21 protein-coding genes and 3 pseudogenes are annotated in these 24,637 nt (G+C 55.7%); 13 read left to right on the plus strand and 11 right to left on the minus strand.

The features are described from left to right. Position 1: 1 nt before the first annotated feature. The 4 genes from aat to EQV24_RS08485 all read left to right on the plus strand — a co-directional run bounded on the left by aat (position 2) and on the right by EQV24_RS08485 (position 2,584). Positions 2-706: a leucyl/phenylalanyl-tRNA--protein transferase gene (aat, locus tag EQV24_RS08470; RefSeq protein WP_013097324.1), complete on the plus strand. Its 705-nt coding sequence runs from the start codon at positions 2-4 to the stop codon at positions 704-706. A 284-nt stretch (positions 707-990) separates the two neighbouring features. Next, on the plus strand, positions 991-1,209 hold the full coding sequence (gene infA, locus EQV24_RS08475) for a translation initiation factor IF-1 (protein ID WP_002211347.1): 219 nt from the start codon (positions 991-993) through the stop codon (positions 1,207-1,209). Positions 1,210-1,670: 461 nt separating this feature from the next. Beyond that, entirely contained in the window at positions 1,671-2,114 is a 444-nt protein-coding gene (locus EQV24_RS08480) for an antitoxin Xre/MbcA/ParS toxin-binding domain-containing protein (protein ID WP_038981400.1), read from the plus strand. Further along, complete coding sequence (locus EQV24_RS08485; RefSeq protein ID WP_058679276.1) at positions 2,111-2,584, plus strand: RES domain-containing protein; 474 nt, start codon at positions 2,111-2,113, stop codon at positions 2,582-2,584. Before EQV24_RS08480 ends, EQV24_RS08485 begins: the two co-directional genes overlap by 4 nt. 22 nt (positions 2,585-2,606) lie before the next feature. Here EQV24_RS08485 and cas6f read toward each other — a convergent pair whose 3' ends face one another. The 7 genes and pseudogenes from cas6f to clpS all read right to left on the minus strand — a co-directional run bounded on the left by cas6f (position 2,607) and on the right by clpS (position 8,429). After that, positions 2,607-3,161, minus strand: coding sequence for a type I-F CRISPR-associated endoribonuclease Cas6/Csy4 (cas6f, locus tag EQV24_RS08490; protein ID WP_108453386.1), 555 nt, complete (start codon positions 3,159-3,161; stop codon positions 2,607-2,609). 10 nt (positions 3,162-3,171) lie between these two features. Continuing rightward, positions 3,172-4,170 carry a type I-F CRISPR-associated protein Csy3 gene (gene csy3 / locus EQV24_RS08495; protein ID WP_130626451.1) on the minus strand — a complete coding sequence of 333 codons (999 nt, stop codon included), beginning with the start codon at positions 4,168-4,170 and terminating at the stop codon, positions 3,172-3,174. 13 nt (positions 4,171-4,183) lie between these two features. Continuing rightward, positions 4,184-4,429 (minus strand): annotated as a pseudogene (locus EQV24_RS08500) (type I-F CRISPR-associated protein Csy2); the annotation flags it as partial. Beyond that, positions 4,389-5,177, minus strand: a pseudogene (gene cas1f, locus EQV24_RS08505) (type I-F CRISPR-associated endonuclease Cas1f); the annotation flags it as partial. The pseudogenes EQV24_RS08500 and cas1f, both read right to left, overlap by 41 nt. Beyond that, positions 5,165-5,386: pseudogene (locus EQV24_RS08510) on the minus strand (hypothetical protein); the annotation flags it as partial. The pseudogenes cas1f and EQV24_RS08510, both read right to left, overlap by 13 nt. Before the next feature lie 415 nt (positions 5,387-5,801). Then, positions 5,802-8,081: an ATP-dependent Clp protease ATP-binding subunit ClpA gene (gene clpA / locus EQV24_RS08515; protein ID WP_023622164.1), complete on the minus strand. Its 2,280-nt coding sequence runs from the start codon at positions 8,079-8,081 to the stop codon at positions 5,802-5,804. Between the two features lie 27 nt (positions 8,082-8,108). Next, positions 8,109-8,429 carry an ATP-dependent Clp protease adapter ClpS gene (gene clpS / locus EQV24_RS08520; RefSeq protein ID WP_006174393.1) on the minus strand — a complete coding sequence of 107 codons (321 nt, stop codon included), beginning with the start codon at positions 8,427-8,429 and terminating at the stop codon, positions 8,109-8,111. 267 nt (positions 8,430-8,696) lie between these two features. On the opposite strand from clpS, the gene cspD reads away from it, so the two are divergent. Then, a complete protein-coding gene (cspD, locus tag EQV24_RS08525) occupies positions 8,697-8,918 on the plus strand; it encodes a cold shock-like protein CspD (protein WP_008499993.1) in 222 nt (73 codons plus the stop codon). A 70-nt stretch (positions 8,919-8,988) separates the two neighbouring features. Here cspD and macB read toward each other — a convergent pair whose 3' ends face one another. Both macB and macA read right to left on the minus strand, forming a co-directional pair. Next, positions 8,989-10,929 (minus strand): macrolide ABC transporter ATP-binding protein/permease MacB, encoded by a 1,941-nt coding sequence (gene macB, locus EQV24_RS08530; protein WP_130626452.1) that lies wholly within the window; start codon positions 10,927-10,929, stop codon positions 8,989-8,991. Beyond that, positions 10,926-12,041, minus strand: a complete 1,116-nt coding sequence (gene macA, locus EQV24_RS08535) for a macrolide transporter subunit MacA (RefSeq protein ID WP_013097327.1) — start codon at positions 12,039-12,041, stop codon at positions 10,926-10,928. Before macA ends, macB begins: the two co-directional genes overlap by 4 nt. A 159-nt stretch (positions 12,042-12,200) precedes the next feature. Here macA and EQV24_RS08540 point away from each other — a divergent pair, with 159 nt between their 5' ends. After that, positions 12,201-13,157, plus strand: coding sequence for a VirK/YbjX family protein (locus EQV24_RS08540; protein ID WP_130626453.1), 957 nt, complete (start codon positions 12,201-12,203; stop codon positions 13,155-13,157). Here the strand turns inward: EQV24_RS08540 and EQV24_RS08545 are convergent. Further along, entirely contained in the window at positions 13,154-14,812 is a 1,659-nt protein-coding gene (locus tag EQV24_RS08545; RefSeq protein ID WP_013097329.1) for an ATP-dependent endonuclease, read from the minus strand. The genes EQV24_RS08540 and EQV24_RS08545 overlap by 4 nt on opposite strands. A 371-nt stretch (positions 14,813-15,183) precedes the next feature. Between EQV24_RS08545 and aqpZ the strand changes: the two genes are divergently transcribed. The 4 genes from aqpZ to hcr all read left to right on the plus strand — a co-directional run bounded on the left by aqpZ (position 15,184) and on the right by hcr (position 19,712). Next, positions 15,184-15,879, plus strand: a complete 696-nt coding sequence (gene aqpZ / locus EQV24_RS08550) for an aquaporin Z (RefSeq protein ID WP_013097330.1) — start codon at positions 15,184-15,186, stop codon at positions 15,877-15,879. Between the two features lie 157 nt (positions 15,880-16,036). Beyond that, on the plus strand, positions 16,037-16,936 hold the full coding sequence (locus EQV24_RS08555) for a lysine exporter LysO family protein (protein ID WP_130626454.1): 900 nt from the start codon (positions 16,037-16,039) through the stop codon (positions 16,934-16,936). A gap of 144 nt (positions 16,937-17,080) precedes the next feature. After that, positions 17,081-18,733, plus strand: a complete 1,653-nt coding sequence (gene hcp / locus EQV24_RS08560; protein WP_130626455.1) for a hydroxylamine reductase — start codon at positions 17,081-17,083, stop codon at positions 18,731-18,733. 10 nt (positions 18,734-18,743) lie between these two features. Further along, a complete protein-coding gene (gene hcr, locus EQV24_RS08565) occupies positions 18,744-19,712 on the plus strand; it encodes an NADH oxidoreductase (protein ID WP_130626456.1) in 969 nt (322 codons plus the stop codon). Between the two features lie 90 nt (positions 19,713-19,802). Here the strand turns inward: hcr and EQV24_RS08570 are convergent, their stop codons facing one another. Next, positions 19,803-20,237: a DoxX family protein gene (locus tag EQV24_RS08570; protein WP_029883004.1), complete on the minus strand. Its 435-nt coding sequence runs from the start codon at positions 20,235-20,237 to the stop codon at positions 19,803-19,805. A 152-nt stretch (positions 20,238-20,389) separates the two neighbouring features. On the opposite strand from EQV24_RS08570, the gene poxB reads away from it, so the two are divergent. Genes poxB through EQV24_RS08585 form a run of 3 tightly spaced genes read left to right on the plus strand, consistent with a single transcriptional unit; the run spans position 20,390 to position 24,595 of the window. Beyond that, the gene (poxB, locus tag EQV24_RS08575; protein WP_023343670.1) at positions 20,390-22,108 is read left to right on the plus strand and encodes a ubiquinone-dependent pyruvate dehydrogenase; all 1,719 of its coding nucleotides are present in this window, start codon (positions 20,390-20,392) and stop codon (positions 22,106-22,108) included. Positions 22,109-22,146: 38 nt separating this feature from the next. After that, a complete protein-coding gene (ltaE, locus tag EQV24_RS08580; protein ID WP_020689923.1) occupies positions 22,147-23,148 on the plus strand; it encodes a low-specificity L-threonine aldolase in 1,002 nt (333 codons plus the stop codon). Between the two features lie 10 nt (positions 23,149-23,158). Further along, positions 23,159-24,595 (plus strand): SDR family oxidoreductase, encoded by a 1,437-nt coding sequence (locus EQV24_RS08585; RefSeq protein ID WP_029883005.1) that lies wholly within the window; start codon positions 23,159-23,161, stop codon positions 24,593-24,595. The last annotated feature ends 42 nt before the right edge of the window (positions 24,596-24,637 follow it).

The raw sequence follows: 24,637 nt of genomic DNA on the forward strand, positions 1-24,637 counted from the left end.
CATGCGCCTGGTCCAGCTTTCTCGTCATAACATTGCGTTCCCGTCGCCAGAGGGAGCGCTGCGTGAACCCAATGGGCTGCTGGCACTTGGCGGCGATCTCAGCCCTGCCCGGCTCCTGATGGCCTACCAGCGCGGCATATTCCCGTGGTTTTCACCTGGCGACCCTATTTTATGGTGGTCTCCCGATCCACGCGCCGTGCTCTGGCCCACGCAGTTTCACCTGAGCCGCAGCATGAAGCGTTTCCACGCAAAGTCACCGTATCGGGTCACATTGAATCACGCCTTCGGTCAGGTGATAGAAGGGTGTGCGGAAGACCGTCATGAGGGGACATGGATCACCCGCGATATCATCACTGCCTATCATCAACTGCACGAGCTTGGCTACGCCCACTCCATTGAGGTGTGGGAAGGTGGCGAACTTGTTGGCGGTATGTACGGCGTCGCGCAGGGGACGTTGTTCTGCGGTGAGTCGATGTTCTCCCGGGCGGTAAACGCCTCGAAAACGGCCCTGCTGGTTTTCTGCCAGGAGTTTGCTCAGCGCGGCGGGCAGTTGCTGGATTGTCAGGTTCTGAACGAGCATACCGCCTCCCTCGGTGCGGTTGAAATCTCCCGCCGCCACTACATTGAGCACCTGGATAACTGCCGTCAGGAGAAGCTGCCACGCGATTTTTGGGTACCGCGGACACTCTTTATGCCCAATGTCTAAATGTTTTCCGCATATTTTTTATGAGGGTGTTATAATTATGCCGCAGAGTAGCTTCTGCCTGTTGCCCCGCCGCCGTTTGGGACCTTCGCTTCAGATAACGTCCTGACGTTTATCCTGTTGTATCCCCTTTACGAATGCGCTTTCCGTTCGGTTGTACCGTGACGCTTGGGCAATGCGCCGAAACTGTTTTGCTGCGTTTTAAACGCGCAATTCTTTACTTAATTGATGAATTTCGGCATTATCTTGCCGGTTCAAAACTTGGTAGTGATACCCCAGAGGATTAGATGGCCAAAGAAGACAATATTGAAATGCAGGGTACCGTACTTGATACGTTGCCTAACACCATGTTTCGCGTAGAGCTGGAAAACGGTCACGTGGTAACTGCGCACATCTCCGGTAAAATGCGCAAAAACTATATCCGCATTTTGACGGGCGACAAAGTGACTGTTGAACTGACCCCGTACGACCTGAGCAAAGGCCGCATTGTCTTCCGTAGTCGCTAATTGTTTTCGCCTGTAATGGCAGATGAATATTTAATAAGGCCGGGAAATTCCCGGCCTTAAATTTATGAAAAACCCTACCCTCTTTTATACAACCGCCTTTCCTGCCGGGTGGCGCTGCGCTTACCCAGCCTACGTCGATGTCAATAAATTACCTAACTCATTGTAGGCCAGTGCAAGCGTAGCACCGCCAGGCGACGCGGTAGCATGCTGGTTGTACGGCATTGCATTGAAATAATATCTTCGCAACACCATGATTTTCATACAAAAAAGCTAAAACCCTGTGCCTACCCTCTTTTTTACTCCATCTAAATTCGTATTAAAATCAAACAACTAAACATTAGCCAAAAATCAAGGTCAGAATCTGGCTGACCCTATCTTTCTTTGTGCAGAACATATTCATTTCGCATTACCAGACAAATGACTATACTAGCTCATGACAAATGACATATCAGGAGGTCAAAATGAGAACATGGGTTCCTGCGCAGAAGCCTGCTGATAACGCACTTTGGCGCTATGCAGGTTTACCTGCAAATCGAGGTATGCAACTGATCGAGTTACTCAGCCAAGGTCTACCCGTTAGCGTGCTCGACAACATTCATGAATGGACGGCGATGTCAAAAGCAGACATTTTGCGCGTCACCGGTATAAACGAACGCAATGTCGCGCGTCGTAAAAGTGCGGGTCGTACGTTGACCCCCGATGAAAGTGAGCGCGTGGCGCGCTTCGTACGCGTTTTGGATGCTGCCGTTGATTATTTTGGCAGTAAAGATGATGCATGGAACTGGCTGCAATCACCGGTCCGTGGACTCGGAAATGTTGCGCCTGTCGATTTGATTGCAACAGAAACCGGTGCACTGGAAGTGACCGATTTGATTGGTCGCCTGGAACATGGAGTATTCGCATGATTTTTTATCGTCTGGTGACAGGACGATATGCCAGCGAAGCGTGGAGTGGAGGCGGCGCAAACCAGTATGGCGGCCGCTGGAATCACAAAGGACACCCGGCGGTATACGTCTCTACATCCATCTCGCTGGCATCACTTGAAATTCTGGTTCACGTTAAAAAAGATACCGTGTTAAACCAGTACCAGCTTTTCAGCATTGATATCCCGGAAGAGCAAATTGAGTATCTGGATAAAGCATGGCTACCCGAAGACTGGCAGGAGGATCCTGCACCGATGTCGACAATGGATCTGGGAACCGGTTGGCTCCAGTCCAGCAGCGCGCTGGCGCTTATTCTACCGTCCTGCATCATTCCTTATGAAAATAACGCCATACTTAATCCACTGCATCCCGATTTTCATCAGAGACTGGAGACCGTCCAGCAACTCCCTTTTAGCTTTGATAACCGGCTAGCAGAAAAAACCGCATCCTGAGAACGAATGCGGTGGTCACGTTTCAAAACCAGGGGATCGTGGCTGTAGCGCTTAGCCCGTAGGTGGAAAATACTCCCGTAACGGGTGCGGAGAGCAAATCACCATGGCGGATAAACAGCCTGAACGATTGACCCGTAGAGAGACTACGCAAATTAAGCCACGGCAAATCAGTCCTAGCCTCTGCCATCGTCAACATACGCTGCTGCGCTTCCTCTTCAGTTAACCATCCCTTCTTCACCGAACGTCGCATGAGCCGCTGCGCACTACTTTTGACCTGTACCCGGCTGACACAACGCCAGTGATTTACCTCTGGCACATTCTTAATCTGCGTACAGTCGCAGTAATCACTCAGCCCTTTTCTCCAGGCCAGTCGCTCAAGCTCATTGAGTGCCTGCCGGTGGCCATGCAAACGCAGAATAGCGCCAGGTTTTACAGCATACGCAGGGAAACTAATACCAATATCGCCCTGCCCTCTCTGACCCAATGCGCGATGCAGTTTTGCCACCAGCGCGGCCATTAGCATCTCTTCACTGAATTCGGGATCTGGCAACACACGGATCTCAAGATAGTGATCCATAAACAGCTCCTTACTCGCTCTTCTCGCCGAAGACACCACCACGGATCAATACGGCCATCACGTAATGTTGCTGATCCACATCCGGCTTCTGGCCTTTGGTGACCCAATTATCGAGAAGCGTGTAGAAATCCATTTTCTCTTTCGGCTGACGACACGCCACCCCGCGGCTGGTGACTGATCCATAGGGTTCAACGGCTATCGCACCAAGTTCGTCCACTTTAGGATGCCAGGTATCGATAGTTCGAATCGCATTACCGATTTTCTGCGAGTGGATGCCAGCGACTTCATCCACCTGATAAAGCAGACGGCTCTTGCTGTTGTTGCTGTCCAATACTAACTCCTGCGACGGGAAGATCTCCTGCCCTGCGCCAAGCAAAACCTGCGCCTCTACGTTGAGCAGAACAAATCCTTTTCCACTGAGCCCCTTTTCTATTTCCTGAGCGAGTTCTGTGAGGCTCTTGTCACGGGCGGTAAAATCACGCAGCGCATAACTGTACGCATCAAACGTCCACGGCTGGCTGCCTGTCACTTTCACAATGATTTTTTCTGCACCAACGCGGTTACGCCATAAAAAACGACCATTCGCCAGATTGTTGGCGTAACGACGCGCCAGTTCGGCAAAACCATGTTCATGTATGTAGACGTCGATAACCTGCTGGAGTTCTTCCTGATAAGCGCGGTCATTACATACAGAAGGAGTCGATAAGTTTCCCAACACGCGCAGGGTAAATTTAACCTGTAAGGTATCCGCGTCCGCAGGCAGTGCCGCCACATCTACACGCTGGAGATTGGCTTTCTGGATCTCAGCATCCAGTTTTGCCGGATCGTTGGTGAGCGCGTTTTTTAGACGGTTAGAGATAGTGCCACGTACTGCTTTTTCCTGAATCCGAATCGGTTGCCAGATTTCTCCTTCCCAGCATCCTGAATACATCACCGCATCCGAGGTCGCCAGTTTACGTTCAAATGCCAGTACAGATGCCGTTTTAACGGCAGTTGGAGCCTTTGCCATAAATAAGTCCTTTTTAATTTAGAGGTTCAGATGTCACCGGCGCGCCCGCGCCCTGACAGTAGTAGCCTGTTTCCGTCGTGCGATAGCGCCAGAAAATGTCTTCTAATGACCGAATCCGGTGCAGACCGCACCACTCGCCCACGCCATATACGGCTTCGGTAAACGCGAACGGTGTTTCTGCATCACGCGCATTTGCCACGACGCCGGGTGCGTAGAGTTCAGAGATGCGCTGGTAACCGGTCATTAATGGCACCAGATATCTCCTGCAACGTGGCAATCATCACGTCCAAAGCATCAGCCTGCTGAAAGGCGCTGATACAACGCTGGCGAAACTGCTGGCTGTCTTCTCCTTCCATCGCCGCGATAAAGGCCTGTGGCATCACAAGCGCGTCTTTTATCAAATCCGCAATATCAAAGACCAGCCCACCGCGACGAGTTTTACCGTGCATAACAGCCAGACCATGAGGAATCCCCGTCACCCATGTCGCAACCGCAGCCAACCCGTAGGCCAGATAGTTACCCTGATCGAGAAACCGATTTGCCATATCCGCACCGCCGCCCCGTTTGGCGCGGGTAAAACAACCATAGCCCACCGTCTGGCTGGCCACTTTGTAGAGCGATTTTGTGAGCTGTGCTTCCTGGAGCATCAGCGACGTATGATCCTGCGCGTTTTCCATACCCTGCCTTGCACGCTCCAGAATAGTTTTCAGCGCGTCCCGATCGGGCTGAAATGACGTTTCTCGCTGCATCCGCAGCCCTGCCCACTGTTTTTCGATTTGCTGTAAACGAATAAACTGAAATTGCTTTGCCGCCTGCAGACGTTTCTCTTCATCAAACCAGAATGAGACCCAGTTTTGTAAATATGCCGTGGGACGATATTCGCTTTGCGGGCTGAGCCATGAGACGTCAATATCCACCTCGTTCGCGGAATAAAGCGGCGTGCCGTCCGTTCCACAAAAACCAACCATCACGCCTGCTCGCGCGAACTCCCGCATTGCCATTTGCGTACCTGAAAATCACTCATTGATTCTGTGAGGCCGGTTTTCACTTCTTCCAGATATGCTCCGAGACAGCGGCATACGGGCTGCGTTTGTGGGAGTGATTTGCAGTCGAGGAGAATTTCGGTGAGCAGTTTGCAGCGTTTGGCGAGGGTTGGGAGATCGGGGCTGAGGGAGAGTTCACTGTATAAATGGGCGAAATTGTTTTCTGTATTCATTGGGTAATTCCTTCACACACTTTGAATTTACCACCGCAGGAAACGCCAATTCGCTGGCGGCGGACGAAAAGGAATTGGCGTACCAGTGTGTGTGCTACTGGCGCTTCAAAAGAAGCTTCCGATTCGCCCGCCAGATGCAGATTATACCCCTTTCCATAGGGCGAACGAAGCCTGCAGCATCACTGCTGCTCACACACTTTCAGGACGCCAATCCTGACACCTGATTTTGCAGGTGCGCCGCCATTTTATTACTGTGGATTTATCCAGCAACTGACTTCGAAAGAATCTGGAAAGCGCCTCGCAAAATTTCTCTGCGGCATGATGCCCTCACCCCGCCCCTCTCCCACCAGGAGAGGCAGAAAAGCAGGCATAAAAAAACCGGGCTGTTGCCCGGTTTTTAGACCTAAGTAAGAAATCAGTGAGCCGCTTCCGGCTTGTGCTTCGCCGCACTCTGGAAATCGTACGTCAGTTCGTTCTTCGCCTGATCCAGTGCCACTGTCACCTGGCCGCCGTCCACCAGCGAGCCAAACAGCAGTTCGTTCGCCAGCGGTTTCTTCAGGTTGTCCTGAATCACACGCGCCATCGGACGGGCACCCATCGCACGGTCGTAGCCTTTCTCAGCCAGCCAGTTGCGGGCCTCCTGGCTCACTTCCAGCGACACGCCTTTCTGATCAAGCTGAACCTGCAGTTCGACAATGAACTTGTCCACCACCTGATGGATCACCTCGGTAGACAGGTGATCGAACCAGATAATGTTGTCCAGACGGTTGCGGAACTCCGGCGTAAAGATCTTCTTGATCTCTTCCATCGCATCGGTGCTGTTATCCTGGTGGATCAGACCGATGGATTTACGCTCGGTTTCACGTACCCCGGCGTTGGTGGTCATCACCAGCACCACGTTACGGAAGTCCGCCTTGCGCCCGTTGTTGTCGGTCAGCGTCCCGTTGTCCATCACCTGCAGCAGGATGTTGAACACGTCCGGGTGCGCTTTCTCGATTTCATCGAGCAGCAGTACCGCATGTGGATGCTTGATCACCGCGTCGGTGAGCAGACCGCCCTGGTCAAAGCCTACGTATCCCGGAGGCGCACCAATCAAGCGGCTGACGGTGTGACGCTCCATATACTCGGACATATCAAAGCGCAGCAGTTCAATGCCCAGCGCTTTGGAGAGCTGCACCGTTACTTCGGTTTTCCCGACACCGGTTGGACCGGCGAACAGGAACGAACCGACAGGCTTATGCTCATGCCCAAGTCCGGCACGGGCCATCTTGATCGCTTCGGTTAAGGCCTCAATGGCTTTATCCTGACCAAAGACCAGCATCTTCAGACGATTGCCAAGGGTACGCAGCGTGTCGCGATCGCTCTGAGAAACGCTCTTCTCAGGAATGCGCGCGATACGAGCCACTACGGACTCAATATCCGCCACGTTGACGGTTTTCTTACGCTTGCTGGCTGGCATAAGACGCGCACGCGCCCCTGCCTCGTCAATCACGTCAATCGCCTTATCCGGCAGATGACGATCGTTGATGTATTTCACCGCCAGCTCCACCGCCGCACGCACCGCTTTCGCGGTGTAACGCACGTCGTGGTGCGCTTCATACTTCGGTTTCAGGCCGTTGATGATCTGCACCGTTTCCTCGACGGACGGTTCAGTGACATCGATTTTCTGGAAGCGACGCGCCAGGGCACGATCCTTCTCGAAGATATTGCTGAACTCCTGGTATGTGGTCGAGCCAATCACCCGGATCTTGCCGCTGGAGAGCAGCGGTTTGATCAGGTTAGCGGCGTCCACCTGCCCACCCGAAGCGGCACCCGCACCGATGATGGTATGAATTTCATCGATAAACAGGATGCTGTTGGTATCCTGCTCCAGCTGTTTTAACAGCGCCTTGAAGCGTTTTTCAAAATCACCACGGTATTTGGTGCCCGCCAGCAAAGAGCCGATATCCAGCGAGTAGATGGTGCAATCGGCAATCACTTCCGGTACGTCGCCCTGCACAATGCGCCAGGCGAGACCTTCGGCAATCGCGGTTTTACCCACGCCCGATTCCCCCACCAGCAGCGGGTTATTTTTGCGGCGACGGCACAGCACCTGAATCGCGCGCTCCAGCTCTTTATCGCGACCAATCAGCGGGTCGATACCGCCAACGCGAGCAAGCTGATTAAGGTTGGTGGTGAAGTTTTCCATACGATCCTCCCCGCCTGCTTGCTCTTCATTGTTATTGACCTGATTGCTGGGATCCGATGCCTGGTTAGGCTCGTCTTTGCGCGTGCCGTGGGAAATAAAGTTAACCACATCAAGTCGGCTGACTTCATGTTTGCGCAGCAGGTAGGCCGCCTGCGACTCCTGCTCGCTGAAGATAGCGACCAGGACGTTTGCGCCCGTCACTTCGCTACGTCCGGAAGACTGGACGTGGAATACCGCGCGCTGCAGCACACGCTGGAAGCTGAGCGTCGGCTGTGTGTCGCGCTCTTCTTCACTGGCTGGCAGCACCGGTGTCGTTTGTTCGATGAAGGCTTCGAGTTCCTGACGTAGCGCCACCAGATCCACGGAGCAGGCTTCCAGCGCTTCGCGGGCAGATGGGTTGCTAAGCAGTGCGAGCAGTAAATGCTCGACGGTCATAAACTCATGTCGGTGCTCACGCGCTCTGGCGAAAGCCATATTTAAACTGAGTTCCAGTTCTTGATTGAGCATAGGCACCTCCCCCAATTTTATGCCTTATCAGGCCTTTTCCAGCGTACACAGCAACGGATGCTCGTTCTCCCTCGCATAGTCGTTCACCATCGCCACTTTGGTTTCTGCCACCTCGGCGGTAAAGATGCCGCAGATAGCTTTGCCACGATAATGAACGGTAAGCATCAGTTGCGTTGCACGTTCTACATCATAAGAAAAGAACTTTTGTAGCACGTCAATTACAAATTCCATCGGCGTGTAATCATCGTTCATTAACATAACTTTATACATAGATGGCGGTTTTAGCGCGTCACGCACTTTGTCTTCCGCCAGCTGGTCAAAATCCAGCCAGTCGTTGGTCTTACCCATTTTGCATAACCACTTTGAATCTACCTCAGATGTTAGATAACAATCATCTATTACTGTCATCCGCGATGTCTGTCACAAACTGTTGCAATAGCGTTAACTGCTTCAAACTTTGGTTGATTATTGTCCCATCTCCAGCGCCAAACGCTTGACGATGTCTTTCGATTCTCTAAATTGTACAAGCGTGAGATGGCGAGGTTTTGAACAGCCCCCACTCCACCACCGGTTCATTCCATCTTAACTTATAAGATTTACGAAGGATGTCGAAGCATGGAAATGGGTACTGTTAAGTGGTTCAACAACGCCAAAGGGTTTGGCTTCATCTGCCCCGAAGGCGGCGGCGAGGATATATTCGCTCACTATTCCACCATTCAGATGGATGGTTACAGAACGCTCAAAGCCGGGCAGTCCGTCCGGTTCGATGTACATCAGGGACCCAAAGGCAATCACGCAAGCCTTATTGTACCGATTGAAGCAGAAACGGTTGCTTAGCTCTCTGTTTTATTGTGTACATCCCGCAGTCAAAATGCCAGCCCGATCGGCTGGCATTTTTATTTTCGGGTTATTCCCGAGCCAGCGCATCCACCGGATCCAGCCGCGCCGCGTTGCGGGCCGGCAGCCAGCCAAACAAGATGCCGGTAAAGGTCGAGCATAAAAATGCGGTAAGAATGGCCACCGGTGAAAACCCAATCTCCCAGCCGGGTAAGAAAATCTGCAGGGCAAAGGCGATCATCATCGACAGCGCAATCCCCATGGCGCCGCCCACCAGACACACCAGCACCGCTTCAATCAAAAATTGCTGCAGCACGTCGCTGGCTCTGGCCCCGACCGCCATGCGAATACCAATTTCCCGGGTACGTTCCGTCACCGAGACCAGCATGATATTCATTACCCCGATACCGCCAACAACCAGCGAAATCACCGCCACCAGCGTGAGGAACAGCTGAAGAGTACGTGTGGTCTTTTCCGCCGTTTTCAAGAGGCCGTCCATATTCCAGGTGAAGAAATCCTTCTTCCCGTGACGCAGGGTTAACAGCCGCTCAAGCTGCTGTTCGGCCAGCGCGCTGTCATAACCCTCCTTGACGCGCACGGTGATGGAGTTCAGCCATGACTGCCCCATAATCCGCCCGGAAATGGTGCTGTACGGTAGCCAGACCCGCAGGATCTTGCTGCTGCCAAACATGGACTGCTTCTCTTCCGCCACGCCAATCACGGTGGCTGGCATGTTCCCTACGAGGATCACTTCGCCCACGACGTTGGTTTTATTGGGGAAGAGCTGTCTGCGCGAGTTCGCATCCAGTACCACCACCTGCGCCCTGCCCGCCAGCTGTTCGGCGTTGAAGGTCGCCCCTTCGCTGAAGGTCATGCCGTAGACGTTGAAATAATCTCCGCTGACGCCGTTCGCGCTGGCGGCAACGTCCACGTTACCCACGCGCAGGCGAAGGTTTTGCGACACGGCAGGCGTCGCCGAATTGACCCACGGCTGTTTCTGAATGGCCGCCAGGTCGTCGTATTTCAACGCCTGCTGATACTGCGGTTCGTCATCACCAAAGTCTTTCCCGGGATAGACGTCAATGGTGTTGGTCCCGATAGCGCGGATATCCGCCAGCACCAGCTGTTTGGCTGCATCGCCCACCACCACAATCGACACCACCGATGCAATACCGATGATGATCCCAAGCATGGTCAGCAGGGTGCGCATTTTATTGGCCGCCATCGCCAGCCAGGCCATGGTCAGCGCCTCGCGAAAACCACTGGAAAACTGTCCCCAGCCGGTTGCAGCAGGCAAGGCTTCTTTTGGCGCGGCCGCTCTGGACGCACGCGGCGGCGGGTTGCTCACCAGCTCGCCGTCGTGGATCTCGATAATGCGCTCAGCCTGCGCCGCCACCTGCGGATCGTGAGTCACGATAATGACCGTGTGCCCCTGATCGCGAAGCTGATGGAGGATCGCCATCACCTCTTCACCGGAATGGCTGTCGAGCGCTCCGGTGGGTTCATCGGCCAGGATCACCTGCCCGCCGTTCATCAGCGCACGGGCAATACTCACACGCTGCTGCTGACCGCCAGAAAGCTGTGAGGGCTGATACTCTACCCGCTCCGCCAGGCCAAGACGCGTTAACAGCGTCTGCGCCCGCGCAAGGCGTTTCTTGCGCTCCACACCTGCATAGACCGCCGGGACCTCCACGTTCTGCGCCGCACTCAGGTGAGAGAGCAGATGGTAACGCTGAAAGATAAAGCCGAAGTGTTCCCGACGCAGCTTTGCCAGCGCGTCGCCGTCCAGAGTGGAAACGTCCGTTCCGGCCACGCGGTAGGTGCCGCTGGTCGGTTTATCCAGACAGCCAAGAATGTTCATCAGCGTCGATTTACCGGAACCCGACGCGCCAACAATCGCCACCATCTCGCCCGCTTCCACGCTCAGGGAGATACCCTTCAGCACCTCCACCGGACCATCGCCCGACGGATAGCTGCGACGAATGTCAGTCAGCTCAAGCAACGCCGTCATTTCGCCGCTCCGGGCAGGGTTTCGCTGGTGACAACCTCGTCACCCTCTTCCAGCCCTTTCACCACCACCACGTCAGTATCGTTGCGTGCGCCAATCACCACTTCACGCTCGCGCGTTTCGCCGTTGCGTAACACCTTCACCTTATAGCGGTTATCCCCGGCGGATTCCCCCAGCGCAGAGAGCGGAACGGTCAGCACGTTTTTTACGCCGGTCAGCTGAATATGGACCTGCGCGGTCATATCCAGACGCAGCACGCCCTGCGGGTTGGGGACTTCAAAACGGGCATAGTAGAAGATCGCATCGTTCACTTTTTCCGGCGTAGGCAGAATGTCCTTCAGCACGCCTTCATAGCGCGTCTGCGGATCGCCCAGTACGGTAAACCAGGCGTTCTGCCCCGGCTTAAGATGGATAACATCCGCCTCGGAAACCTGCGCTTTCACCAGCATAGTGCTCATGTCCGCCAGCGTCAGAATGTTCGGCGCTTGTTGGGCAGCAATCACCGTCTGACCCTGAAGCGTGGTGATCTGGGTCACTTCCCCGGCCATGGGCGCCACAATCTTCGTATAATCGAGGTTGGTTTTCGCCGTATCCAGAGACGCCTGGTTGCGCTTGATTTGCGCGTCAATGGTGCCAATCTGCGCCTGTTTCACCGCCAGTTCGGTGGCGGCCGTGTCGAGATCCTGTTTCGAGATCGCCTGCGTTTTGGCCAGCGCCTGCTGACGCGTCAGGGTCACCTGGGCAAGATTACGCTCCGCCAGCGCCTGCGCACGCTGTGCGCGCAGCTCCATCAGCGTGGCTTCCACTTCCCGGATCTGGTTTTCAGCCTGTTCCGGGTCGATAACGCCGAGCAGTTGCCCCTTTTTCACCTTATCGCCAATCTCAACGGACAGCGTTTTTAACTGCCCGCTAACCTGTGCGCCCACGTCAACCTTGCGCAGCGCATCAAGTTTGCCGGTCGCCAGCACGTTTTGCTGCAATTCACCCGGACGGACGATCAGCGTTTGATACTGCGGAACCGGCGCGTTGAGCACTTGCCATAACCAGTATCCGCCCGCTATCACCACTATCGCCAGCAGCAGAAACCACTTTCTGCGTTTTCCCTTAAGGTTCATAAATATTCCAAATAATTATTCTGGCTTATATCAACGTCGATTCTATCTAAACCACTCCTCAACGAAACCCCTGAATTCAGGAAATGCCTGGATTTGTTGACACAACGTTGACAAAGGGCCTGCTGAAATAACGCCATTCCATAAGAAGCAGGATCTCACATGTCTTCCATCGTCGATACACCGTATTCCACTCTGTCGCAGCCTAAATCCGGCTGGCAGCTGTTTAAAAGTCTGGTCACTGGCGCCATTACGCCGGGCCTGGCATGGCAAAATCCCGCCTATCGACGTAAGTTTGCGCTTCGCACGCTGGCCACACCGCTCAGCACCGCACGTCTGCTCTCAAGCCTGGCAAAGCAGCCCCGTTTGATGCAAATGCTGCAGGTCCAGCCTGGCCTGCCCTGTCGCCTGCATCGCCCTTGGCTGACCGTGAATATGGATCGCCCGCATGCGCTGGAAGCCCTGAACTGGCACTACCAGACCATGAGTGACCACCTGCCGGCCGCGCTGCTTAAAGGCTATCTTTCTAAGCAGGGCGTGACGCTCCTGACCTTAACCGGTAAGGATGAACAGCAGTTTACCGTTCGGTTGTGCGCCGATGCGTTCCTGGATAAAGAGGGAGAAGCTACCCTCTTTTTCAGTGACCATCAGGATACCGTGCTGGCGGAAATAACGTTTACGCTGTGCCCGTTTGAAGGCAAAAGCACACTCTTTATCGGCGGTCTGCAGGGGGCGAAAGCCCACGTTCCGCATGAGCTGATCCAGAAGGCAACCAAGGCGTGCCATGGTCTTTTCCCGAAACGTCTGCTGGTTGAAGCTGTCATGACGCTTGGCAGCGCCTTCCCGGTGGAGCAGATTGTGGCGGTGAGTAATGCCACCCACATCTATCGCAGCTGGCGATATCGCAAGAAAAAAGAGGGGAAACTGCTGGCGGATTACGACAGCTTCTGGATCTCCCTCGGCGGACACAAACAGGATAGCGGTAACTTTGAACTGCCGCTTGCCATGCCGCGTAAGTCCATGGAAGAGATTGCCAGTAAAAAACGCGCGGAATATCGCCGCCGCTATGAGCTGCTGGATAGCCTGACAGAGCAGGTCACCCAGGCAACCCGGCGTTAATCGGCTTTCCCGCGTGCCAGCCACAGGACGCGGGAGAACATTTTACGCAGCAGCGTAGGCACCGATTCGATCCCTCTCCGCCCTGCTTCTGTTGCCACTTCAATGGCTAAATCCGGTTTTGAAGAGCGGTGGATCGCTTTGGCGATCACGCGCCGCATGTTCATCGGCACATCGACCGGCACCATCGCTATCCTGTGGAACACGTCATCGAACCCCTGGCGGTACATAAAGTGCTCCATGTCCATGGCGGGCAGCATGGTTAAATGATCCCGCTCTTCTTCTCGCTCATCGTTCAACAGGCTGCGCACGGTGGATGCGTATTTTTTACCCGCCTCATCGCCGTCGACCAGCACGTGCCATTCTATGCCCATCCGCCGGGCGAATTTGATCAGCGGCTTTAACCCTGACTGCGCAAACTCGATGACCTTAATCCCCTCCGCATCAAAATGGTGGCCGCACTGGCGCGCCAGCTCGTTGATGACCCAGGTCTCGGTTTCCCCCTCCACCAGAAGCCAGCAGCGGGCAAAAAGCGACGAGGCGCGATTAAAGCGGATATGAAACGCAATACGGCGACCATCCTCGGCATTCATCCCTCCCGGCCCCAGCCGGTAAGCAGAAACGCGCGATGATTCACGCACCAGGCGGCAAACATACTCTACCGGCGTCAGCGACAACAACTCGCCGGAATTGGTGGTGGTAATGCGCTGAAGCGGCAGCAGATTCAACAGGTGCCAGGCAACGGAGAGCATGATGGGGTGCAGACGTGTTTCCGGATCTTCCACCAGCAGCAGCGGACGCGCATCGCGATCCAGACGGACGGTTCCCTTGGCCTGCAGAAGAGTGGAAAATAGCCCCAGCAAAATCACCCGATGAGTGCGTCCGCCGGGCCGGTCGATCATCCGGTTAATGATATCGAGATAGCGCCAGCTTCGTTGCTCATCATGGGACCGACGGCGCATCAGACGATGGCGCGACTGCGAGGTTCCCTGCTCGGAAAAATAGTGCTCCAGCAGTTGCACCATGGCAGAGAGCCCCTGGCGGATTTGCCCATCGGTGAGATTTTGCGGACGCGAAACCAGCTCGCGTGCCAGGAAATCAAGCTCGCGGGCGGTGACTTCTACTTCCGGCATATGCGGCACGGTACCGTTACGGATACGCCGCATAAAACGCGCATCGCGCAAGCGTAGCACCGGCATCAAACGAATCAGATGCCGGGCCAGCTCGTCGATATTGTCCAGCGGTATGGGGTTGCCTTTCTGGTCGAGAAATTCACGCAGGGTCAGCACCCCTTCATTCTCTGACATCTCGCCTTCCAGACGATAAAAAATACGGTGGAAGCCATCGTCGCTCTGAACCCAGCACGGTGACATCGGGCGGAAGCGACGCACCCGGTGACGCCCCGGCTCGGATTCGCGGAACGTCAGAATGATATGGAGATGCTTCTCGCGGCCGTTGACATCGCCGGGCGGAAACCAGAAATCATCATGAACGAAGTGATACAAATCGCCTTCGGGCGAAAGCAGCAGCGTCAGCGCATCCAGCAGGCTGGACTTACCCCAGGCGTTCTCGCCGATGAGGACGTTATTCTGCTCCAGCTGGAGTGACAGACGGTTTATACCGCGAAACCCGACAATTTCCACACGTTCGAGAAGCATACATCCCCCGAGAAATGATCACTTTTTCCTTTAAGTTATCAGCAGTATAGCGGGAGGATGCCGCACAGAACACTGTCAGGCCTCCTGATTATTTTGTCTCAGCACGAAAAATTCAGAATTTACGTGCAAGGTTTCATTTGAAATAGTCTCAATAGCACCACAAACTATTGCCCGCAAATTGGACTATGATCTATTCACCTCCAGTTTGAACAAGGATTGACATCACATTGCCTTAAATCAAATTATCCGAATTTATTTAAGTGGCGAAGGGGTGTTGTTGGTTTCTAAAATAATGGCTCTTTGAGTCGTCATCCCTTTATGGCGATATATCCCGCGCGCGGGAAAGCGTGCGGTAGTTAATTGAGGTGGTTATGTTCAGAAAATTAGCAGCAGAATGCTTTGGTACATTCTGGCTGGTGTTTGGTGGCTGCGGTAGTGCCGTTCTGGCAGCAGCATTTCCGGAACTCGGCATAGGTTTTGTCGGCGTCGCGCTGGCATTTGGTTTAACGGTATTAACCATGGCCTTCGCCGTGGGACATATTTCCGGTGGTCATTTTAACCCGGCCGTGACATTAGGCTTATGGGCTGGTGGTCGCTTCCCGGCTAAAGAGGTCATTGGCTATATTGTCGCTCAGGTTGTGGGCGGTATTATTGCTGCCGCGGTGCTGTACGTGATTGCCAGCGGTAAAGCCGGCTTTGACGCCGCAGCCAGCGGTTTTGCTTCCAACGGCTTCGGTGAGCACTCGCCTGGCGGCTACTCTATGCTCTCTGCCATTGTGATTGAAATTGTGCTGACCGCCGGCTTCCTGCTGGTGATCCACGGCGCGACCGACAAATACGCCCCTGCGGGCTTCGCGCCTATCGCCATTGGTCTGGCACTGACGCTTATTCACCTGATCTCCATTCCGGTGACCAACACCTCGGTGAACCCGGCGCGCAGCACCGCCGTCGCCATCTTCCAGGGCGGTTGGGCACTTGAGCAGCTGTGGCTGTTCTGGGTAATGCCGATCGTCGGCGGTATTCTGGGCGGCGTGCTGTATCGCACCCTGCTGGAAAAACGCGATTAATCTTTCCCTCCCTCTCCCTGTGGGAGAGGGCCACGGTGAGGGCAACAGGCCGGGTAAGGCGCAGCCGACACCCGGCTTTCTTTTGCCGCTTTACTGAACAGCCTTTATTGGGTAGTGTCTCTGGCGCTCAACAGCTACTCACAAGGACCGGTTGTTCATGTTCTCAGGACTCCTCATTATTCTGCTGCCCCTGATTGTGGGCTATCTTATCCCGCTGCATCAGGCATCGGCATTACGGCTTATCAACCGTTTTCTCAGCTGGATTGTTTACGTCATTCTGTTCTTTATGGGGATTAGCCTGGCCTTTCTGGATAACCTGGCGACCAATCTGCTTTCCATCCTGCATTATTCTGCGGTCACAGTTGTGGTTATTTTGCTCTGCAATATCGCCGCCTTATTCTGGCTTGAACGCACTATTCCGTGGAAAAACCATCACCATCAGGAAAAACTGCCTTCCCGAATTGCGATGGCGCTGGAATCATTAAAACTGTGCGGCGTCGTGGTGCTCGGTTTTGTCCTTGGGCTCACCGGATGGCCTTTTTTGCAGCACGCCACCGAAGCCAGCGAATATACCCTGATCTTCCTGCTGTTCCTTATTGGTATCCAGTTACGCAATAATGGCATGACCCTGAAACAGATTGTCCTGAATCGTCGGGGAATGATTGTTGCCGTTATTGTGGTCGCCAGTTCATTGGTAGCAGGCGTCATTAACGCCTTGATTCTCGACCTGCCGCTCAAAACCGGCCTGGCCATGGCCTCCGGATTTGGCTGGTATTCCCTCTCCGGTATTCTGCTAACCGAGTCGTTTGGCCCTGTTATTGGCAGCGCCGCCTTCTTTAACGACCTGGCGCGGGAGTTAATCGCCATCATGCTGATCCCGGGTCTGGTTCGCCGCAGCCGCTCTACCGCGCTGGGTCTGAGCGGGGCGACGTCGATGGACTTTACCCTGCCGGTATTACAACGCTCTGGCGGGCTGGAAATGGTGCCCGCCGCCATCGTACACGGCTTTATTCTGAGCCTGCTGGTGCCTGTTCTGATGGCCTTTTTCTCCGCCTGATACCTCTCTGGCGGTAGGGTTCCTGCCGCCAAAATTGCGCTAAATCAATCTCCCTCTACTTTGTCAAAAAAAGCCCTTTTCACCGCCCGGACACAGGCATAACCTTAAACATGTATATCAAATATAACTTTAACAGGTGTGATTATGTTTTGTGTGCAATGTGAACAAACTATCCGTACCCCGGCAGGCAATGGCTGTTCTTACGCGCAGGGTATGTGCGGTAAAACCGCAGAAACATCAGACCTGCAGGATCTGCTGATTGCTGCCCTGCAGGGGCTTTCCGCCTGGGCATTCAAAGCCCGCGAGTACGGTATTGTCGACCACTACGTAGACAGCTTTGCGCCGCGCGCCTTTTTCTCCACGCTGACTAACGTTAACTTTGATTCGCCGCGCATTGTCGGGTACGCCCGTGAAGCGATTGCCCTGCGCGAAGCGCTGAAAGCGCAGTGCCTGAATGCCGATGCCAGCGCCCGCGTGGACAACCCGATGTCAGAACTGCAGCTGGTGAGTGACGACCTGGGCGAATTACAGCGTCAGGCCGCAGAATTTACCCCGAACAAAGACAAAGCGGCGATTGGCGAGAACATTCTCGGCCTGCGCCTGCTGTGCCTGTACGGCCTGAAAGGTGCCGCAGCCTATATGGAGCACGCGCACGTGCTTGGCCAGTACGATAACGACATCTACGCGCAGTACCACAAAATCATGGCGTGGCTGGGCACCTGGCCTGCCGATATGAATGCGCTGCTTGAGTGCTCCATGGAAATCGGCCAGATGAACTTCAAAGTGATGAGCATTCTGGATACCGGTGAAACCAGCACCTACGGTCATCCAACGCCAACGCAGGTCAATGTGAAAGCGACCGAAGGCAAATGTATTCTCATCTCCGGCCACGACCTGAAAGATCTCTACAACCTGCTGAAGCAGACCGAAGGCACCGGCGTTAACGTCTATACCCACGGCGAAATGCTGCCCGCACACGGCTACCCGGAACTGCGTAAATTCAAACATCTGATCGGGAACTACGGCAGCGGCTGGCAGAATCAGCAGGTTGAGTTCGCCCGCTTCCCGGGCCCAATTGTGATGACCTCTAACTGCATCATCGACCCGACCGTCGGCGCGTATGATGACCGCATCTGGACCCGCAGCATCGTCGGCTGGCCGGGCGTGAGCCACCTTGAAGGTGACGATTTCGGTCCGGTGATCGCCCAGGCGCAGCAGATGGCGGGCTTCCCGTACAGCGAAATTCCGCACCTGATTACCGTCGGTTTTGGCCGCGAAACGCTGCTCGGCGCCGCAGACTCGCTGATTGACCTCGTCAGCCGTGAAAAACTGCGCCACATCTTCCTGATTGGCGGCTGTGACGGCGCGCGCGGTGAGCGTAACTACTTCACCGATTTCGCCACCCGCGTGCCGGAAGATTGCCTGATCCTGACGCTGGCCTGCGGTAAATACCGTTTCAACAAGCTGGACTTCGGTAACATTGAAGGGCTGCCGCGTCTGGTGGATGCTGGTCAGTGTAACGATGCCTATTCAGCCATCATTCTGGCGGTCACGCTGGCGGAGAAACTGGGCTGCGGCGTGAACGATCTGCCGCTGTCGCTGGTGCTCTCCTGGTTCGAGCAGAAAGCGATTGTGATCCTGCTGACCCTGCTCTCTTTGGGCGTTACCAATATCGTCACCGGCCCAACCGCGCCAGGCTTCCTGACGCCGGACCTGCTGGCCGTGCTGAACGAGAAATTCGGTCTGCGTTCCGTGACCACCGTAGAAGAAGATATGCAGCAACTGCTGAGCGCGTAAGGAGTATTTCATGACCATGCCAACCTCTCAGTGCCCGTGGCGGATGCAGGTTCATCACATCCAGCAGGAGACGCCGGATGTGTGGACGCTGTCGCTGCTGTGCCATGACTACTACCCGTACCGTGCCGGTCAGTATGCGCTGGTCAGTGTCCGCAACGCGGCGGACACATTGCGCGCCTATACGATCTCCTCGACGCCGGGCGTGAGCGAATACATTACGCTCACTATCCGCCGCATCGATGACGGTGCAGGCTCGCAGTGGCTCACGCGTGACGTCAAGCGCGGGGATTACATCTGGCTGTCTGACGCTCAGGGGGAATTTACCTGTGACGACAAAAGCGAAGATAAATTCCTGCTGCTGGCCGCGGGCTGTGGCGTCACGCCGATCATGTCAATGCGTCGCTGGCTGGCCAAAAACCGCCCCCAGGCCGACGTGCAGGTGATCTACAGCGTGCGTTCGCCGGACGATGTGATCTTTGCCGATGAGTGGCGCAACTACCCGGTGACGCTGGTGGCAGAGCACAACGCGACGCACGGTTTTGTCGAGGGACGTCTGAGCCGCGAGCTGCTGCAACGCGTGCCCGATATAGCGAACCGTACCGTGATGACCTGCGGCCCGGCACCGTATATGGAGATTGTGGAACAGGAAGTGAAAGCCCTGGGCGTAACCCGCTTCTTCAAAGAGCAGTTCTTCACGCCGGTGGCGGAGGCGGCAACCAGCGGGATTCAGTTCACCAAACTGCAACCGGCACAAACCTTCTTTGGCCGCGTCGGCACCACGCTGCTGGAAGCGCTGGAAAGCAATAAGGTGCCCGTGGTAGCTGCCTGTCGCGCGGGCGTATGCGGTTGCTGTAAAACGAAGGTAGTCTCCGGGGAGTACAGCGTGACCAGCACCATGACGCTGACCGATGCAGAAATTGCTGAAGGTTATGTGCTGGCGTGCTCATGTCATCCGCAGGGGGACCTGGTCCTTGCATAAACGTTAAATGTTCGATCGTAGGCCCGGTAAGCGTCAGCGCCACCGGGCTTTTTGTCGGGGGGCACTACGTTTACCCGACCTACAACAACCCTATCGCCACGCAGGACCTTTCCCTACCGCGTACCGCCCTGCCCCTAAAAACGCCACCGCCAGCGAGCCGATAAAGAAGTACACCAGGCTCTCAATGGCCCACGCACCGACGGCATCGAGTGCAAAGGTTTTGCCCGTGCCCACCATCAGCCATGCCACAATCATGGTAAACGCCAGTACCAGCGCCGCCGGGCGCGTAAAGAGGCCGACAATGATCAGGATCGGTGCCACCACTTCGCCAATCAATACGCCGTACGCAATAAACCCCGGCAGCCCTTTTTCCACCAGCAGGCCGCTGATGAAGCCCACACCGCCAAATAACTTGTGTAATCCGTGAAACAACATCAGCCCACCGACGGCAAGTCGTAACAAGAGTTTGCCGAGATCGTCGCACGTTAGCTTTTCGTTTACAGCAATTAACAATGATTTAACCATCTGAAATGATTCCCGTTTTCACCCAATCTGTCGCCAGATTATGCCGAATCATTGCCGGTGAAAACCACCCTGAAATGAGGGGTATTGTGCAGGCAATACAGTGACTTTCTTCTAAGCTTGTAAGCGATATCACAAAAAGGAGACGGACAACCATGAAACAAACCGTGGCTGCATACATAGCGAAGACCCTTGAACAGGCAGGTGTAAAACGTATCTGGGGCGTAACCGGCGATTCACTGAACGGGCTGAGCGACAGCCTCAACAAGATGAAAACCATTGAATGGATGCCGACCCGTCATGAGGAGGTCGCCGCCTTTGCCGCCGGGGCCGAAGCACAGCTCACCGGGGAGCTGGCCGTCTGCGCCGGATCGTGTGGCCCAGGGAACCTGCATCTGATTAACGGGCTGTTCGACTGTCACCGCAATCACGTGCCGGTGCTGGCAATTGCCGCCCATATTCCCTCATCTGAAATCGGCAGTGGCTATTTTCAGGAGACGCATCCGCAGGAGCTGTTCCGTGAATGCAGCCACTATTGCGAGCTGGTGTCCTCGCCGGAGCAGATCCCGCAGGTTCTGGCGATAGCCATGCGCAAGGCGGTGCTGAACCGCGGTGTTTCTGTGGTCGTGATCCCGGGGGATGTGGCGCTCAAGGCTGCGCCCGAAGGGGCCAGCACCCACTGGTATCACGCCCCCCAGCCGGTCGTAACCCCAGCTGAAGAGGAGCTGAAAAAACTGGCGCAACTGCTGCGTTACGCCAGCAATATCGCCCTGATGTGCGGCAGCGGCTGTGCTGGCGCGCACAAGGAACTCCTTGAATTTGCAGGTAAGCTAAAAGCCCCAATTGTTCATGCCCTGCGCGGCAAAGAGCACGTTGAGTACGATAACCCTTACGACGTGGGCATGACCGGGCTGATCGGTTTTTCGTCCGGCTTCCATACCATGATGAATGCCGACACGCTGATTCTGCTCGGTACCCAGTTCCCCTATCGCGCGTTCTACCCGACGGATGCCAAAATCATTCAGATCGATATTAACCCGGCCAGCATCGGTGCACACAGCAAGGTCGATATGGCGCTGGTGGGCGACATTAAATCTACCCTTGCCGCCCTGCTGCCGCTGCTGGAAGAGAAAACGGATCGTAAATTCCTCGACAAAGCCCTGAGCGATTACCGCGATGCGCGTAAGGGGCTGGACGATCTCGCCAAACCGAGCGACAAAGCGATCCACCCGCAGTATCTCGCGCAGCAGATCAGCCACTTCGCGGACGACGATGCCATCTTTACCTGCGACGTCGGCACGCCAACCGTCTGGGCGGCACGCTACCTGAAGATGAACGGCAAACGCCGCCTGCTCGGCTCGTTCAACCACGGCTCAATGGCCAACGCCATGCCACAGGCGCTGGGTGCCAAAGCCACCGCCCCGGAGCGTCAGGTGGTGGCGATGTGCGGTGACGGCGGATTCAGCATGCTGATGGGCGATTTCCTGTCGGTGGTGCAGATGAAGTTGCCGCTGAAAATCGTGGTCTTCAATAACAGCGTGCTGGGCTTTGTGGCGATGGAGATGAAGGCCGGGGGCTATCTGACGGACGGCACCGAACTGCACGACACCAACTTTGCCCGCATTGCCGAAGCCTGCGGCATAACCGGTATCCGCGTGGAGAAAGCCTCCGAGGTGGATGAAGCTCTGCAACGGGCGTTTTCCATCGACGGCCCGGTGCTGGTGGATGTGGTGGTCGCCAAAGAGGAGCTGGCCATCCCGCCGCAGATCAAGCTGGAGCAGGCCAAAGGTTTTAGCCTCTACATGCTGCGGGCGATCATCAGCGGCCGCGGCGATGAAGTGATCGAACTGGCAAAAACTAACTGGCTCAGGTAAAACATTTCGCATGACCTCTTAAAATAAAGGGATGTGAAATGATTGATTTACGCAGTGATACCGTTACCCGTCCGAGTCGCGCCATGCTCGAAGAGATGATGGCCGCCCCGGTCGGGGACGACGTCTACGGTGACGATCCAACGGTCAACGAACTGCAGCGCTATGCCGCAGAACTCAGCGGTAAAGAGGCCGCCCTGTTCCTGCCCACCGGAACGCAGGCCAACCTGGTGGCGCTGCTCAGCCACTGCGAGCGCGGTGAAGAGTACATCGTCGGCCAGGGAGCGCATAACTACCTGTACGAAGCGGGCGGCGCGGCGGTGCTCGGCAGCATTCAGCCGCAGCCGATCGACGCCGCACCGGACGGCACTCTCCCGCTCGACAAGGTCGCCGCAAAAATCAAAGCCGACGACATCCACTTCGCCCGCACCAAATTACTCAGCCTTGAAAACACCCACAACGGCAAAGTCCTGCCGCGCGAGTACCTCAAAGCGGCGTGGGAATTTACCCGCGAGCGCAGGCTCGGCCTGCACGTGGACGGCGCACGAATCTTTAACGCCGTGGTGGCCTACGGCTGCGAGCTGAACGAGATTACGCAATATTGTGACTCGTTCACCATCTGCCTCTCAAAAGGGCTGGGCACCCCCGTGGGTTCTCTGCTGGTGGGCGATGCGGACTACATCAAACGCGCCAACCGCTGGCGCAAGATGACCGGCGGCGGCATGCGCCAGGCCGGTATTCTGGCCGCAGCGGGTCTGTATGCCCTTAAAAACAACGTGGCACGTCTGCAGGACGATCACGACAACGCCGCGTGGATGGCCGGGCAACTGCGTGAAATTGGCGCCGATGTGATGCGACACGACACCAACATGCTGTTTGTTCGCGTGGGTGATGAGCACGCCGCTGCGCTTGGGGAGTTCATGAAAGCGCGTGGCGTACTGATCAACGCGTCACCCGTTGTGCGTCTGGTGATGCATCTCGACGTCAGCCGCGAGCAGCTGTTGGACGTCGTGAAACACTGGCAGGCGTTTTTACAGCGTTAAGGAGCAGAACGTGCCGCAACGTATTCTGGTGCTTGGTGCCAGCGGGTATATCGGTCAGCATCTGACCACGGCGTTAAGCCAGCAGGGGCATCAGGTGTTGGCGGCGGCACGCAACACGGAACGCCTGCAAAAACTAAACCTGCCTGGCGTCACCTGCCACAACGTCGACCTTAACTGGCCTGAGTCGCTGCCCGCGCTGCTGGAAGGGGTCGACACGCTGTATTACCTGGTGCACAGCATGGGCGAAGGAGGCGATTTTATCGCCCACGAACGTCAGGTGGCCCTGAACGTCCGCGATGCCCTGCGGCAAACGCCGGTTAAGCAGGTGATTTTTTTAAGCTCGCTCCAGGCGCCCGAAAATGAGCAGTCGGACCACCTGCGCGCCCGTCAGCTTACCGCGGATACCTTGCGCAGCGCGGATATCCCCGTTACCGAACTGCGGGCGGGGATCATCGTCGGCGCGGGCTCTGCCGCCTTCGAAGTGATGCGCGATATGGTCTACAACCTGCCGGTGCTCACCCCACCGCGCTGGGTGCGGTCGCGCACCACGCCGATTGCCCTGGAAAACCTGCTGCATTACCTGGTGGCGCTGCTGGACCATCCCGCCGAACAGCACCGCGTGCTTGAGGCCGCCGGGCCGGAGGTATTGAGCTATCAGGAACAGTTCGAGCATTTTATGCGCGTCAGCGGCCGCCGACGCTGGCTCATCCCCGTTCCCTTCCCGACCCGCTGGATCTCCGTGTGGTTTTTAAACGTTATTACCTCGGTGCCGCCGACGACAGCGAAAGCGCTGATCCAGGGGCTGAAGCACGATCTGCTGGCGGACGATGGCGAACTGCGCGCATTAATTCCGCAGACGCTGATCCGTTTTGACGACGCGGTACGCCATACCCTGAAAGAAGAAGAGAAGCTGGTGAACTCCAGCGACTGGGGCTACGACGCGCAGGCGTTTGCCCGCTGGCGGCCGGAGTACGGTTATTACCCGAAACAGGCGGGCTGCACGGTGAAAACCTCGGCCAGCCTGGCATCGCTGTGGGAGGTGGTGAACCAGATCGGCGGCAAAGAGCGTTATTTCTTCGGCAATATTCTCTGGCAGACACGCGGAGCGATGGATCTGCTGGTGGGCCACCGGCTGGCGAAAGGTCGCCCTGCGCAGCCGTACCTCAAAGTGGGTGATACGGTCGACAGCTGGAAAGTCATCATCGTCGAACCGGAAAAACAGCTGGCGCTGCTGTTCGGCATGAAAGCGCCAGGGCTGGGACGGCTCTGCTTCACGCTAAAAGACAAAGGCGATTGCCGTGAACTGGATGTCCGCGCCTGGTGGCACCCACATGGGATGCCCGGTCTGTTCTACTGGTTACTGATGATCCCCGCACATCTGTTTATCTTCCGCGGGATGGCAAAACGGATTGCGCAACTGGCAGAACAAAAAACGGAAAAGAACTAAATAAAACTCGCTTTCTTTCACCTTTCCCATTGCAACCCGCCG

The sequence above is a fragment of the Enterobacter sp. A8 genome (assembly GCF_004296595.1).
Classification (GTDB): domain Bacteria; phylum Pseudomonadota; class Gammaproteobacteria; order Enterobacterales; family Enterobacteriaceae; genus Enterobacter; species Enterobacter cloacae.

What these genes read in the sequence shown, in the direction of transcription:
- aat (WP_013097324.1), top strand. Translation starts at nt 2, where the DNA reads ATGCGCCTGGTCCAGCTTTCTCGTCATAACATTGCGTTCCCGTCGCCA.
- infA (WP_002211347.1), top strand. Translation starts at nt 991, where the DNA reads ATGGCCAAAGAAGACAATATTGAAATGCAGGGTACCGTACTTGATACG.
- EQV24_RS08480 (WP_038981400.1), top strand. Translation starts at nt 1,671, where the DNA reads ATGAGAACATGGGTTCCTGCGCAGAAGCCTGCTGATAACGCACTTTGG.
- EQV24_RS08485 (WP_058679276.1), top strand. Translation starts at nt 2,111, where the DNA reads ATGATTTTTTATCGTCTGGTGACAGGACGATATGCCAGCGAAGCGTGG.
- cas6f (WP_108453386.1), bottom strand. Translation starts at nt 3,161, where the DNA reads ATGGATCACTATCTTGAGATCCGTGTGTTGCCAGATCCCGAATTCAGT.
- csy3 (WP_130626451.1), bottom strand. Translation starts at nt 4,170, where the DNA reads ATGGCAAAGGCTCCAACTGCCGTTAAAACGGCATCTGTACTGGCATTT.
- clpA (WP_023622164.1), bottom strand. Translation starts at nt 8,081, where the DNA reads ATGCTCAATCAAGAACTGGAACTCAGTTTAAATATGGCTTTCGCCAGA.
- clpS (WP_006174393.1), bottom strand. Translation starts at nt 8,429, where the DNA reads ATGGGTAAGACCAACGACTGGCTGGATTTTGACCAGCTGGCGGAAGAC.
- cspD (WP_008499993.1), top strand. Translation starts at nt 8,697, where the DNA reads ATGGAAATGGGTACTGTTAAGTGGTTCAACAACGCCAAAGGGTTTGGC.
- macB (WP_130626452.1), bottom strand. Translation starts at nt 10,929, where the DNA reads ATGACGGCGTTGCTTGAGCTGACTGACATTCGTCGCAGCTATCCGTCG.
- macA (WP_013097327.1), bottom strand. Translation starts at nt 12,041, where the DNA reads ATGAACCTTAAGGGAAAACGCAGAAAGTGGTTTCTGCTGCTGGCGATA.
- EQV24_RS08540 (WP_130626453.1), top strand. Translation starts at nt 12,201, where the DNA reads ATGTCTTCCATCGTCGATACACCGTATTCCACTCTGTCGCAGCCTAAA.
- EQV24_RS08545 (WP_013097329.1), bottom strand. Translation starts at nt 14,812, where the DNA reads ATGCTTCTCGAACGTGTGGAAATTGTCGGGTTTCGCGGTATAAACCGT.
- aqpZ (WP_013097330.1), top strand. Translation starts at nt 15,184, where the DNA reads ATGTTCAGAAAATTAGCAGCAGAATGCTTTGGTACATTCTGGCTGGTG.
- EQV24_RS08555 (WP_130626454.1), top strand. Translation starts at nt 16,037, where the DNA reads ATGTTCTCAGGACTCCTCATTATTCTGCTGCCCCTGATTGTGGGCTAT.
- hcp (WP_130626455.1), top strand. Translation starts at nt 17,081, where the DNA reads ATGTTTTGTGTGCAATGTGAACAAACTATCCGTACCCCGGCAGGCAAT.
- hcr (WP_130626456.1), top strand. Translation starts at nt 18,744, where the DNA reads ATGACCATGCCAACCTCTCAGTGCCCGTGGCGGATGCAGGTTCATCAC.
- EQV24_RS08570 (WP_029883004.1), bottom strand. Translation starts at nt 20,237, where the DNA reads ATGGTTAAATCATTGTTAATTGCTGTAAACGAAAAGCTAACGTGCGAC.
- poxB (WP_023343670.1), top strand. Translation starts at nt 20,390, where the DNA reads ATGAAACAAACCGTGGCTGCATACATAGCGAAGACCCTTGAACAGGCA.
- ltaE (WP_020689923.1), top strand. Translation starts at nt 22,147, where the DNA reads ATGATTGATTTACGCAGTGATACCGTTACCCGTCCGAGTCGCGCCATG.